Annotated in this window: 12 protein-coding genes and 1 pseudogene; 7 read left to right on the top strand and 6 right to left on the bottom strand. The window is 69.1% G+C overall.

The window, feature by feature from the left end; translation table 11 throughout:
- Positions 1–147: 147 nt before the first annotated feature.
- On the top strand, positions 148–414 hold the full coding sequence (locus E1286_RS52265) for a transposase (protein ID WP_132622144.1): 267 nt from the start codon (positions 148–150) through the stop codon (positions 412–414).
- Between the two features lie 10 nt (positions 415–424).
- Positions 425–934, top strand: a complete 510-nt coding sequence (locus E1286_RS42035; RefSeq protein ID WP_132622142.1) for a DUF5946 family protein — start codon at positions 425–427, stop codon at positions 932–934.
- A gap of 58 nt (positions 935–992) precedes the next feature.
- Here the strand turns inward: E1286_RS42035 and E1286_RS42030 are convergent, their stop codons facing one another.
- Positions 993–1,424 (bottom strand): DUF3592 domain-containing protein, encoded by a 432-nt coding sequence (locus E1286_RS42030; protein ID WP_165970160.1) that lies wholly within the window; start codon positions 1,422–1,424, stop codon positions 993–995.
- 450 nt (positions 1,425–1,874) lie between these two features.
- On the bottom strand, positions 1,875–2,663 hold the full coding sequence (locus tag E1286_RS42025) for a helix-turn-helix domain-containing protein (protein WP_132622137.1): 789 nt from the start codon (positions 2,661–2,663) through the stop codon (positions 1,875–1,877).
- Positions 2,664–2,976: 313 nt separating this feature from the next.
- Between E1286_RS42025 and E1286_RS42020 the strand changes: the two genes are divergently transcribed.
- The 3 genes from E1286_RS42020 to E1286_RS42005 all read left to right on the top strand — a co-directional run bounded on the left by E1286_RS42020 (position 2,977) and on the right by E1286_RS42005 (position 6,112).
- Positions 2,977–3,930, top strand: a complete 954-nt coding sequence (locus tag E1286_RS42020) for a GNAT family N-acetyltransferase (protein WP_132622135.1) — start codon at positions 2,977–2,979, stop codon at positions 3,928–3,930.
- A 168-nt stretch (positions 3,931–4,098) separates the two neighbouring features.
- Positions 4,099–4,701: a hypothetical protein gene (locus tag E1286_RS42015; RefSeq protein WP_132622133.1), complete on the top strand. Its 603-nt coding sequence runs from the start codon at positions 4,099–4,101 to the stop codon at positions 4,699–4,701.
- Positions 4,702–5,098: 397 nt separating this feature from the next.
- Entirely contained in the window at positions 5,099–6,112 is a 1,014-nt protein-coding gene (locus E1286_RS42005) for an alpha/beta fold hydrolase (RefSeq protein ID WP_132622131.1), read from the top strand.
- A gap of 50 nt (positions 6,113–6,162) precedes the next feature.
- Here E1286_RS42005 and E1286_RS42000 read toward each other — a convergent pair whose 3' ends face one another.
- Positions 6,163–6,927 carry a PhzF family phenazine biosynthesis protein gene (locus E1286_RS42000; protein WP_132622129.1) on the bottom strand — a complete coding sequence of 255 codons (765 nt, stop codon included), beginning with the start codon at positions 6,925–6,927 and terminating at the stop codon, positions 6,163–6,165.
- 168 nt (positions 6,928–7,095) lie between these two features.
- Here E1286_RS42000 and E1286_RS41995 point away from each other — a divergent pair, with 168 nt between their 5' ends.
- Positions 7,096–7,476 (top strand): cell division protein SepF, encoded by a 381-nt coding sequence (locus E1286_RS41995; RefSeq protein ID WP_132622127.1) that lies wholly within the window; start codon positions 7,096–7,098, stop codon positions 7,474–7,476.
- On the opposite strand, the gene E1286_RS41990 is transcribed toward E1286_RS41995, so the two are convergent.
- Both E1286_RS41990 and argS read right to left on the bottom strand, forming a co-directional pair.
- Entirely contained in the window at positions 7,473–8,804 is a 1,332-nt protein-coding gene (locus E1286_RS41990; RefSeq protein ID WP_246075630.1) for a hypothetical protein, read from the bottom strand. The genes E1286_RS41995 and E1286_RS41990 overlap by 4 nt on opposite strands.
- A gap of 111 nt (positions 8,805–8,915) precedes the next feature.
- Positions 8,916–10,643, bottom strand: a complete 1,728-nt coding sequence (gene argS / locus E1286_RS41985; RefSeq protein WP_132622125.1) for an arginine--tRNA ligase — start codon at positions 10,641–10,643, stop codon at positions 8,916–8,918.
- 150 nt (positions 10,644–10,793) lie between these two features.
- Between argS and E1286_RS41980 the strand changes: the two genes are divergently transcribed.
- Entirely contained in the window at positions 10,794–11,336 is a 543-nt protein-coding gene (locus E1286_RS41980; RefSeq protein WP_132622123.1) for a GNAT family N-acetyltransferase, read from the top strand.
- A gap of 70 nt (positions 11,337–11,406) precedes the next feature.
- Here E1286_RS41980 and E1286_RS41975 read toward each other — a convergent pair.
- A pseudogene (locus E1286_RS41975) lies at positions 11,407–12,015 on the bottom strand (phosphate acyltransferase PlsX); the annotation flags it as partial.

Genomic DNA, 12,015 nt, shown 5'->3' with positions numbered 1-12,015 from the left:
GATGGTACTGCACTCGGGAGGGTGTGGGAGAGTAGGTCACCGCCGGACAATTTTTTGAGGGGGGTCTCGATGCCTGCGGGTGTCGGGGCTCCTCTCTTTTTGTGTTTGCTGAGGGTTCCATGCTGATGCTTTGAGGGTTCCACGCTGATGCGTGGGGCCTTTTCTGTGTTTCTGGGGAAAGAGGACCAGAAGGCCAATCGGCTCAAGCGTGGCTCGGCCGGAGGCCGCCCGCCCAACTTCGACGCCGAGTGGTACAAGGAGCGCAACACCGTCGAGCGCTGCTTCAACAAGCTGCGGCAGTTCCGGGCGGTGGCCACGCGCTTCGATAAGCGCGAACGCATCTACCAGGGAACCATCGACGTCGCGTCCATCAAGATCTGGCTCCGCGACCCGGTTCGGCGATCAAGAACATAACCTGAACCGCATGAGTGTGTGCCCCGGGTGCCGCCTTGAACTGCCCGACGAACGACGGACGAGCAACGAAGCCCGATACAACGCCTCGCCCGAGTGCTTGCGGCTTTCTGGCGAGGTCGCCGCGTTCAACCATGCCCATCCCGCCCGGCTCGCCATCTGGCACCAAACTTGTGTGGACGCCTACGGCGCCCAACACGTCAGCGCAGGCACCAAACCGATCGCCGTGGCGTTCGCGCTGAACGGCCTCTACCTGGTCTTTGAACGCGGATTCACCGGTCTGCAAGCTCGCAACGCCCACGGCTACCTGGCCAACACCGTCCCGTCTTGGCCCCGCTTCACCCCGCCAGACAACGTCGGCAAGGTCACGGTCTTCGACGTCACTATGGCCTCCTCCGTGGACGAGCACATCGACCTGGTCCAAACCTGGGGCCGCAGCGTATGGGCCGCCTGGAGCCACGTCCACAACGAGATCGCCACCATGACCGACGCCCAGCTCGGATCCTGGCACCCACACTCCTGATCCGAGCAGATCCTGCACAGAGCCGAATCCAGCCACCGTCAACTCCGGGAAACACGCCCTAGTAGTTGACGTCGAGGAAGCCGAGCACGCCCACGGCCAAGACGAAGACTCCCATGGTGGTGACGATCCACCCCATGGTGGATCCGCGCTGCCCGGCGTTGTCGATGCGGGCACGCTCAGGCTTCTGCGGGTTGTACAGGACCTCGATTCGCTCATCCGGCAGATATCCCCTGGGTTCGCCGGTTCGCGATGTGACCTCCAACTCATGGCCTTCCAGCGTGGTGAAGCGGAAGACCGGCCGAGACAAGGGCTCTTCGCCACCCCCTGCGACCTGCTTGTAGCCGATGACCACACCGGGGACCCGTACACCACGGGCACGGATTCTCCGCGCGCTGATCAGCTGCCATCCGCCGAACGCCACGAGCACCAGGCCTAAGACGACGGCGCTGGAGGGAGTGGCGCTGGATGCCGGATCCGCTGTCGGGTCCACGGCCATCACGCTACCCCGCAGGACGCCACGCGCGGCCAGGCTCTCAGGCCACACTGAGGTGGCGAAGCGAAGGCCATGAGGGGCGCGGTCAGCGACGCGGGCCATCGGTACGACCGATGCGACACGCGCGATGGATGGGTCGACGGACGCAGGCGCCTAAGCGTAAAGGTCCAGAACCGCAGTGAGAGGGCACGAGATCCCGTAACCGAAGACGTGGTGTCCGCTGAAGCGGGACCGGAATGCCGACGGACGGACGCGGCTCGCCTCCCCGCAATGGACGCCGAAATACAGGCAGCCGGTCGGCGTCGCGCACGACGACGAATACGGCGACCGTAGTGCGGTCGGCGTCGGTTTGAGCAGGGTGGTGTGGATGCGCGGTGGTGGTCTTGTCGGCGCAGTCCGGGTCGAGCCGTCCGAGGACGGTGCCCTGCGGGACGGGCAGGCCGGCGGCTAGGAGCCGAGGGGTCGGGTGGGTGTCGGGTGGCTGGTCCAGGCGATGTCGTCGACCGCCAGCCATGGTTCGTCCGCCACGGTTGCCGGGGTCACTCCGGTGAAGGCTACGACGTCTCGATGTAGGTGGGACTGGTCGGTGTAGCCGGACTCCGCGGCTACTCGGGATGGGCTTTCGCCTACGGCCAGGCGGTGGGCGGCATGGTCGAAGCGGACGAGCTTCGCGGCGCGCTTGGGCTGCAGGCCGATCTGCGAGCGGAACCGGGACCACAGGCGCTTGCGGCTCCATCCGACCTCGGCCGCCAGTCTGTCGACCCGGACCAGGCCACGGCCGGCCACGATCCGGTGCCAGGCCCAGGCCACCTCCGGGTCTACGGACGACGACCTTGACTCACGTCGGCGTAAGAGCAACGCGTCCGTCAACGCGAAGCGATCTTTCCACGACGAGACAGCGGCCAGCTGCTCGCGGATCCGCGACGCCTCGCTTCCCCACAGGTCGTCGAGGGCCACCATGGAGCCGTCCAGGTCGGACGGGGAGACGTCCAGGACCGCGCGCGCTACCACCGGAGACAGACGCACCTGTACGCACTCGACGTTCTCGCCGCGCACCCAGACCGCGCCGCCGAAGCCGATCCCGAGCCCGGCGACGAGACTTCCCCGCTGTTGCCGCCCGGAGGCATCGTTCACGATGGGCTGACCGGCGCCGAACTCCAGAGCCAGGGTCACGGCCGGGTGCGGGACCATCCGGTGGCCGACCGCGGCCATGTCACGGGCGCGGAACCCGGCCATGCTGACACCAGCCACTCGGCTGGGCCGCTCCGGTGATGCTACGTCCCAAACAGCCACATCGTCACGTTCGTGTGCGGTGGACCGCATCATCACATGCTAAGTGCCGCAGCAGGCGACGTTCGCTTGTAGATGGTGACGCGCACCGGTCGATGTCCGTAGTCGGCCGGCGTGATCGAGGGACATGGCCGCCGGACCTGCCATCGGCTCCACAGCCATGCCGACGCGCTTCGCGCGTTGTGTTGTTGAGTGCCGCGCGCGGCGGCCCGGAAAACCGTTCGACCGGCTTTGCGGAGTCCTGACACAGTGGCGCACTATGACGAATATCGAGTCCGTGACCGCTGCGGACTTGCGGCGCATGCAGGGTCTGGCGCAGCGCGTCACCGCCACCCGCCCGGACCTGGTGAACAGCGACGCGTCGTTCGGCGAGCTCGCCTGGAACTGGGGAAAGGGGCACGCCGGCGACGGCGCGAGCTGGCGGCGTCGGCTGTGGTCGTCCGGCGGGGATCTGGTGGCGTGGGGCTGGGCCCATCTTCCGCGCCAGGCGAGGCGGAGCGACGGGACGGTCAAGGACATCACCGGCGCCTATCTTGCGTATCAAGTCCATCCCGACCACGCCGGGCTGGTCGACGAGGTGATCGACTGGTACGACGCTACGGCGGCGGACATCGAGCGTACGGTGTTGCCGTGCGCCGCCGATGAGTTCGCCCTGCAGCGATGGGCGGCGCACGGCTACGAGACCGACCCGGCCTCGCTCGGCGACACCGGCTCCTGGACCCAGCTCAACGAGCGGGACCTCACCGACGTGGAACAGCCGGTACTGCCCGACGGATTCCGGTTCCGTACCGCCGAGGAGGCCGGGCCGGAGGCCGCGGTCCAGGCCCATCTGGACGCCTGGGGTCCCTCGACGTACACGGCCGAGAGCTACGAGGGCGTCCGGCAGACGGCGGCGTATCGCGGCGACCTGCACATCCTGGTGGAGGCGCCGGACGGGACGATGGCGTCCTCCACGATCATGTGGCTCGACGAGGTGAACAAGACCGCTGAGTTCGAGCCGGTCGGGACCCATCCGGACTACCGGCGTCGGGGGCTGGGAAGGGCGATGCTTCTGCACGGGATGCATCTGGCGCGGGCGGCCGGGGCCACCCATATGACGGTCGCCTGCCTGGGTGCGCCGGGGCATCCCCAGGCGCGCGGGCTGTACTACAGCGTCGGCTTCCGGGAGTTCACGCGGGACGCGCCGCTCATCAAGACCAAGACCGCGGGCTGAGAACTGGTCGTTCTCTGGTTACGCCACGTTGGCTCGGGCGACGACCTGACGTAGGGCGGGCGTCGACGTGGCGGTTTCCCAGATGATGGAGCGGCGGGTCATGCTGCCTTACGCTTTGTGGCTGCGGTGGTCGCTGTCCAGGGCGAAGGAGCAGCGTGGTGGGCTTCGATGCGGTTGAGCCATGTGCAGTTCGCCGGGGCGACCTCCACGTTGTCGGCCGTCGCCCAGTCGCCGTCGTGCTGGCCGCTGGGCGGCCACATCGCGCTCGCACTGGCCTCGCGTGGTGTCGTCCGCTGGGCGACCGCGCTGGCGCCGGTCGGTTCCTGGACCCGTCCGGAGTTGCTCTACTGCCAGACGGTGCTGCGTTCGGGCGCGGTGGCGGGAGATCCGTTGCTGCGCGGGCTGTCGGCCGGCCGGCAGGAGTGGGACGCCGACCTGCCTGGGCCGCTCGCCGCCGCCGTGGATTCCTGCCGGCCGGTGGGTTGTCGGTGGTGCATCCGTCGCGGCTGGAGGGCGGGCGCGGTTGCCGCGTCTTCGCGGGCGCTCGCCGAGTTCACCGGGTTCGAGCCGACGCTGGAGTCGTTCTGCGGGGTGATGCCGCCCGCGCCGCCCAAGCCGCCCATAGGTCGGGGTCCTTGGATCGCGGCCCAAGTGCCGGCCAGGATGCGGCATCAGGTTCAGCGGACCGAACAGAAACGACCGTCGTCGGGGATCACCTCGCCGCCGGCGATCGCGGACAGGTGCTCGACCCGGGCCTTCTTGGCCGCGTAGTCCGGATCGCGGGATGCCTTCCGGCGTTGAAACGAGACGCCTTCGTCACGGAGCAGGCCCCGGGCGCCCTCGCGGGAGGTGTCGTCGACCACCCCTCGGCGAGCAGGAAATCGACGAGTTTCGACAGACCCCGCAGACCGTACTGGACCGGTTGGACTCCGCAGATCTTCTTGACCTTCCGGCACGTGCGCGGGCGGTCGCCTGGGTACTTCGGGTGCCCCGCCGCACGATCTGTGACAGCCGACGACCCTCGTCGTCACCGATCTCCCGACTGCCAAGTCCGGTACCAGCGGGACCCGGCACACCGACACGACCGACATCGCCTGCTACGGCACTGGCCGGCTGGCGGGAACATTTGTCCAAGCTTCCGGCGCGCACGGAGAGCGACAGTGGGCTCATGACTGTTTCCCAAAAGCTGGCCCGTTCCGACGATGTCGATCCGCGGGCTGACGTGAGCCGGCCGGGACGCCGCCGGCGGCGTCGGCTGATCGCCTCGGCCGTTCTCCTCTCCGTAGCCGGACTCCTTGCGAACGCGGCGGCGGTAGGGCGGCAGAGCGCCGATGCCACCGGGACTTCGATCCTGCCTCTCGACGGCGGGAACGTCCACGTGCGCCAGGACGGCCCGCGCGATGCTCCGGCGCTCGTGCTGATCCATGGGTTCGGCGGGTCGACTCGGTGGTGGGACCCGCTGGTTCCGATGCTGGCGAGGTCTCATCGCGTCGTCCGGATCGACCTGCTCGGGCACGGCCGGTCCGCCAAACCGGCGGGCCGCGGCTACGAGATCCCGGAGCAGGGACGCAGGGTAGGCGCGGCGCTCGACCGGCTCGGCGTGAAGCACGCCATAGTGGTCGGCCACTCCACCGGCGGCTCGGTCGCCACCGCCCTCGCCGAGCAACGACGCGACCTGGTGACCGCGCTCGCGCTCGTCAACACCGGGCCCCGCCTGGACGCCTTCGTCTCACAGGGGCTCGGCGGCCGGCTCATGTCCGCCCCCGTCGTCGGACACCTGCTGTGGCGATTTCGGACCGACAGCCTGATCCGCCGGGTCATGAGCACCGGGTTCAGCCGCCCCGGCTACGAGATCCCGCAGCAGCTCGTGGACGACGTGCACGGCACGACCTACCACGCGTACACCGCGACGTCACAGGCAGCCGACGACTACCTGACGCAGCGCCCGCTTCCCGAACGGTTGACCGCCGTGGGCAAGCCGCTGCTGGTGATCTTCGGCAAGGAAGATCGGAGATGGCGATCGTCATCCGCTGACGACTACCGCGCCGTGCCGGGTGCGAGAGTCGAGTTGCTGCCCGGGGTCGGACACTCACCCATGCTCGAGGATCCGGCGCTGACCGCCGCACCCCTCCTGACCTTCACCGCGACCCACTCCCCGCGAGCGGACTCGACGAAAGAATGAGCCGTGTCCATTCTTCATGTGCCATCCAGCCCATGGGGCCGGATGCAGGGTCAGGCGTGGAGGGTGGCGGAGAGAATGGTGACGGCCTTTCCCGCCAGGTGCACGCGGGTGCCGGCGTGGCGGACGTGGACGATGCCGCCCCGTGCGGAGAGTTGCGCGCCCACCAAGGAGTCGCGGCCGAGGCGGGCCGACCAGTACGGCGACAACGCGCAATGCGCGGAGCCCGTCACCGGGTCTTCCGGGACGCCCACGTTCGGGGCGAAGAAACGGGACACGAAATCGGTCTCCGTTCCACGAGCGGTGACGATGACGCCTCTTGCCTCGACTGCGGACAGAGCCGCGATATCGGGCGTGAGTGACCGTACCGTTTCCTCGGAGTCGACCTCCACCAGGAGGTCGAGCGCGCTTTTTCCGACGCTCACCGGCGTCACGCCGAGTGCTTTCTCCAGCCCCTCCGGAACGGGGACAGGTGTCACGTCCTTGGCCGGGAAATCCATCGTGATGCCGCCGTCGGGGAGCTGATTCACGGTGAGCGTGCCGCCGGCCGTGGTGAATTCCAGCTGCCCGGTCGCCGCACCGGTGGAATACAGGACATGTGCGGTCGCCAGAGTAGCGTGACCACATAGAGTGACCTCGACGGCCGGTGTGAACCACCGCAGGGAATCTCCGAGCAGGAAGGCCGTCTCGGAGAGGTTCATCTCGGTCGCCACGCTCTGCATCCATCGGTCAGTAACCGGAGAGTCCAGCAGGCAGACCGCCGCAGGATTACCCTTGAAAGCTGTGTCGGTGAAGGCGTCGACGGTGAACAGGCGCATGGAGCCGATGCTATAGGGGGGCTGGATATCCAGCTGCAAGCGGGCTGCAAGCTGTACAAAATGGAATTAGGGCTGGGCGTGTCGCGTGGCGAATGCGGAATCGTCGGTTACCGTCCAATGTGTAGGGACGTGCCGATTACGGTGAGTTCCTGAGGAAAGGACAAGCCGATGGGGGCAGTGCGCAAGGTGGTGAGCTACCTTGGCCTGAGCGGGGTCGATCACTACGACGAGGGCTACGACGACGAGCAGTACGAGGACGAGTACGTCCCCGCGACGGAGCGAGCCGCCAGACGGTGGCGCGCGAACGCCGACTCCTCGCGCATCGTGATGGTCCAGCCGCTCAAGTACAACGACGCGCCGTTGATCGGTCAGCATTTCCGTGACGGCCAAACGGTGATCATGGATGTCACGGGCATGCCGATGTCCGAGGCGACGAGGATGGTCGACTTCGCCGCCGGGCTGGCCTTCGGGTGTGAGGGCCGGATCGAGCGGATCGCTGAGCGGGTCTTCCTGCTCGCGCCGGCTCACGTAGAGATCGAGACCACCTAAGCAGCACGCGGGCCGCGACGGATGAGCCGAGTCAGCTCGGTGGCGTCCGTCGCGGCCTGCTTCGCGCGTGCGTCCGATTCGCGGGCGTACGCGTGCAGGGCCCAGACGGCGCCTTCCGCGAGCTCTTTCAGCTCGTTGACCTGGCCGTGCACGTAGCGGGCGTCGGCTTCGGCGAGTCTGCGGCGCTGCCAGAGCTGCCAGCCGGCCAGGCCGATCATGGCGACGCCGGCCGCGGCGATCAGGTGGTTGGCCAGCACCGCGGCGATCAGGCAGGCGACGCCGGCGACGATCAGCACCATCGCCGCCCAGGGCCGGCCGCGGGGCACCATGCCTTCGGTGCGGATGGACTCTTCGGCGGCGCTCAACGACGTCTGGTCAGGGCCTTCGGGGCGGAGCAGGATGCGGTGGCCGAGCAGCGGCACCGTCAGGGTTTCGGGTGGTTCGAGCCGACTGTCGGCTTCGAGCTCCTCGGCCACACCGCGCAGGATGGGGGCCGCCACGTGCAGCGCGATCGCCGCCAGGTGCGGGTCGGCGCCGGGGCGCAGGTCGTCGAGCAGGTACGTGCTCAGCGAGGCCATGGGCCCGGCGGGCCCGCCCTGGCCGATCAGTGAGCGCAGCACGGCGAGCGGTTCGTTCTCGGCCCAGGCCGACGCCGGGCTGCTGGAGCTGTTGTCGAGCGGGGCCGGCGTGCCCTGCTCGGTCTGACGCGGCGAGGTGATCTCGGCGCATCGTCCGCGCAGCCGGGCCAGGCGGGCGGCCGCCACGGCGGGCTTGGCCAGCTCGGGAATCTCGGCCATCTCGGGGAAGTCGGCCAGCGACGGCGGCACGACGACGGACGGCTCGCCGGGCGCGATCGCCTGCACCCACTGTTGCGGCTCGGTGTGCTCCTGGACGGCCAGCGCGTCGAGCTTGCGCAGTACGAAGATCTTGCCGGCGGGGCCGTACGCCCCCCGGGCGGCGGCCAGCCAGAGCGAGCGCTGACCGTGCGTGACCGGGCGGTCGAGGGAGAGCTCGCCGAACGCGGTGCCGAGCCAGGAGGCGTGGATGCGGCTGCCCTGGCCGGACACCGCGAGGGCCAGGCAGAGGAAGAGGGCGGTCTGCTGCTGGTCGCGACCGGCGGCCCGGCTCAGCGGCTCGAGCGGGTCTTCGCCGGAGAGGATGGCGACCAGGGCTTCGACGGCCGGGGGCAGCCAGTAGCCGGGGACGTCGCGAAAGCTCGGCGGGGCAGGAGGGGCGGAACCCTTGGCGGCGAGGTGAGCCAGGAGGGCCTCGGCGTAGCGATGCACCTCCGGCGCTGCTTGGGGGCCCACAGTCAGGTCAGTGCTCAAGGCAGAGAACTCCCCCATTTCGGCCTCAGTTCATGACCGCGTAAAGCCTAGTGGTTGGGGCGCGCCAACCCGGTGGAGGCGCGCCCACGTCGGAACGGGAGACTATGCCGGTTACATGCGCTCGGGGACCGGAACGCCGAGAAGGTTGAGCCCGGTCTCCAGCACTTGCAAGGTCAGCGCGCACAGCGCCAGCCGGGAGGCCCGGGTGTCGGGGTCGACGCCTTCCTTGAGCACGGGGCACTGCTCGAAGAAGTCGGTGAACGCCGTGGCGGTGGCGTAGAGGAACGCGCACAGCCGGTGCGGCTCGCTCAGCGCCGTCGTCTGCTCGACCACGGCTCCGAACCCGAGCAGCTGCAGGGCCAGGGCCCGCTCGGCCGGCGCGCCCAGCACGATCGGGCCGGTCGCCGTGGCGGGGTCGATGCCGCCCCGGCGGAAGATCGAGCGGATCCGCGCCTGCGCGTACTGCAGGTAGGGGGCGGTGTTGCCGGTGAAGCCGAGCATGCGGTCGAAGTCGAAGACGTACTCGCTGTCGTGACTGACCGACAGGTCGGCGTATTTCACCGCGCCCATGCCGACCGCGTGGGCGATCTCCTTCTGCAGCCGCTCGTCGTAGCCGCGGTCGGCGATCGCCGCGGTGGCGCGGTCGATGGCCTCCTGGAGGAGGTCCATCAGCTTGACGGACTCGCCGGAGCGGGTCTTGAAGCGGCGGCCGTCCTTGCCGAGCATCATGCCGATCTGGACGTGCTCGGCCGAGACGGTGTCGGGCAGCCAGCCGGCCATCCGGGCCCCGGCGAAGACCATGCGGAAGTGGAGCGACTGGTCGGCGCCCACGACGTAGAGGATGCGGTCGGCCTTGAGGTCGTGGACGCGGTAGCGGATGGCCGCCATGTCGGTGGTGGCGTAGCCGTAGCCGCCGTCGCTCTTCCTGATGATCAGGGGCAGCGGCTTGTCGTCGGAGCCGGTGAAGCCGGGCGGGAACACGCACAGCGCGCCCTCGCTGATCTCGGCCGTGCCCGAATCCTGCAGGTCGTCGCAGGTCTTCTGGAGCATGGGGTTGTACATGCTCTCGCCGGCGATGTCGGCGTCGGTCAGCGTCACGCCGAGCACGTCATAGATCTTGTTGAAGTAGCGCACGGTGGCGTCCATGAAGACGTGCCACAGGCGCAGCGTCTCGGGGTCACCCGACTGCAGCGTGGTCACGCGGACGCGGGCGCGGGTCTTGAACGCCTCGTCGGAGTCGAACTTGGCCCGGGCGGCCTGGTAGTACTCGGTGCCCATGCCGGCTTCGAGCTGCGCGACCGCGGCCTCCTCGCCGATGTCGAGCAGGTGCTCGATGAGCATGCCGAACGGTGTGCCCCAGTCGCCCAGGTGGTTCTGCCGGATGACCGTGTTGCCGAGGTGCTCGTGCAGGCGGGCCAGCGCGTCACCGACGATCGTGGTGCGCAGGTGGCCGACGTGCATCTCCTTTGCCGCGTTGGGCGCGGAGTAGTCGATCACCACGGTCTGCGGCGGCGTGGTCGTGGCGACGCCGAGGCGCGGGTCGGCGAGCATCTGCCCGGCCTCGGCGGCGACCCATGAGTCGTCGAGGGTGATGTTGAGGAAGCCGGGGCCGCTGACCTCGACCGTGCCGGGGAAGTCGGACAGCTCCGCCTTGATCGCCTCGGCGACCTCCCGCGGGGCCCGTCGCAGACGCTTGGCCAGGCTCATCGCGACGTTCGCCTGGAAGTCGGCGAACTGGGAGGGCCGGATCAGCGGGTCTGCGTCGGCGTGCTCCTGACCGAACGCGCGCGCCAGCGCCTGCTGGACGCGCTCGGTGAGCACTATCTGCGGGTCGGTCATGGTTCCCAGGGTACCGGCGAGCCCGACCGTCACGCCGTTCGCCGCGACCTCCACCCCGGATACCGAGACCCGACTGAGATCCCTGCCCCGGCCTGCGGTGGGGCTTTTATCGGTTTGCCGCCGGGTGACCCGGTCGGATAGGAAGCCTACGTGCTAAAAGGCAGCAAAGTCGGGCTCAGGGCTCGGCACGAGGAAGACATCCCGATCCTGCAGGCCGAGCTCTACGACGACGTGGTCACCCACTCGCGGGCCAACAGCCGGCCGTGGCGGCCGATCACGCCCGGCTCGACGGAGTCGCAGCTCCTGGTGGACGACAGGGAGCAGGGGCACGTCCCGTTCTCCGTGGTGGAGCTGGACGGTGGCACGCTGGTCGGCAACGCCGTGCTGTGGGGCATCGACAACCACAGCCGGTCCGCGCACATCGGGCTGGCGATGCGGCCGTCCTCCCGTGGCAAGGGCTACGGCACCGACGTGGTCGCGGTGCTGTGCCACTACGGTTTCGTCGTGCGCGGCCTGCAGCGACTGCAGATCGAGACGCTGTCGGACAACGCCGCGATGTTGCGCTCCGCCGAGCGCAACGGCTTCGTCCGCGAGGGCGTGCTGCGCTCCTCGGCCTGGGTCATGGGGGAGTTCCTGGACGAGGTGCTGCTCGGGCTCCTCGTCCAGGACTGGAAGCCGGACTCGAAGGGTTAGCCGCCGCCCGACCATCGGGCGTTGCCGGCTGTGAAGGACGGAACCAGCGCGAAGGAACTCTGGTGACGGGTCAGGGCCAGAGGCGGTGAGAGCCTTTGGCGGCGGCGATGCGGTCGCCGATCGCCGAGACGATGCCCGCCGACGACAGATCGGCGGCCAGGGCGCAGGCGGCGCTGACACCGGGCGCCTTGGAGGCGCCGTGGGCGATGACGACGGTGCCGTTCAGTCCGAGCAGGACGGCGCCGCCGTGCGCCTCGGCGTCGAGGCGGCGGCGCAGCTCGCGGATGCGGGAGCGCTGCATGGCCGCTCCGACCCGGGCCAGCCGGCTGTCCTCGATCGTCTCGCGCAGCTCGGTGAAGGCGTAGCGGACCGCGCCTTCCATGGTCTTGAGCGCGATGTTGCCGGTGAAGCCGTCGGTGGTGATGACGTCGACCTTGCCGGTCAGCAGGTCGTAGCCCTCGACGTTGCCGGCGAACTCGATGCCGGGCGAGCTCTGCAGCAGCTCGTGGGCGCGCCGGACGAGTTTGTTGCCCTTCTCGGCCTCGCTGCCGATGGTGAGCAGGCCGACCCTGGGGGTGGCGATGCCGTGGGCCAGCTCGGCGTACGCGGCTCCGAGGTGGGCGAACTGCACCAGCATCTCCGGTTTGACCTCGGCGTTGGCGCCGGCGTCCAGGAGCAC

The sequence above is a fragment of the Nonomuraea terrae genome (assembly GCF_004348995.1).
In the GTDB taxonomy this organism is placed as follows: Bacteria; Actinomycetota; Actinomycetes; order Streptosporangiales; family Streptosporangiaceae; genus Nonomuraea; species Nonomuraea terrae.
The sequence above is the reverse complement of the archived record's forward strand: the minus strand, read 5'-3'. Positions and strand labels throughout refer to the sequence as shown.

Excerpts from the sequence above, each read along its gene's own strand:
- argS (WP_132622125.1), bottom strand. The coding sequence starts at position 10,643 with ATGACCGACCCGCAGATAGTGCTCACCGAGCGCGTCCAGCAGGCGCTG.
- E1286_RS42035 (WP_132622142.1), top strand. The coding sequence starts at position 425 with ATGAGTGTGTGCCCCGGGTGCCGCCTTGAACTGCCCGACGAACGACGG.
- E1286_RS42020 (WP_132622135.1), top strand. The coding sequence starts at position 2,977 with ATGACGAATATCGAGTCCGTGACCGCTGCGGACTTGCGGCGCATGCAG.
- E1286_RS42005 (WP_132622131.1), top strand. The coding sequence starts at position 5,099 with ATGACTGTTTCCCAAAAGCTGGCCCGTTCCGACGATGTCGATCCGCGG.
- E1286_RS52265 (WP_132622144.1), top strand. The coding sequence starts at position 148 with ATGCGTGGGGCCTTTTCTGTGTTTCTGGGGAAAGAGGACCAGAAGGCC.
- E1286_RS41995 (WP_132622127.1), top strand. The coding sequence starts at position 7,096 with ATGGGGGCAGTGCGCAAGGTGGTGAGCTACCTTGGCCTGAGCGGGGTC.
- E1286_RS42015 (WP_132622133.1), top strand. The coding sequence starts at position 4,099 with ATGCGGTTGAGCCATGTGCAGTTCGCCGGGGCGACCTCCACGTTGTCG.
- E1286_RS42000 (WP_132622129.1), bottom strand. The coding sequence starts at position 6,927 with ATGCGCCTGTTCACCGTCGACGCCTTCACCGACACAGCTTTCAAGGGT.
- E1286_RS42025 (WP_132622137.1), bottom strand. The coding sequence starts at position 2,663 with ATGGCCGGGTTCCGCGCCCGTGACATGGCCGCGGTCGGCCACCGGATG.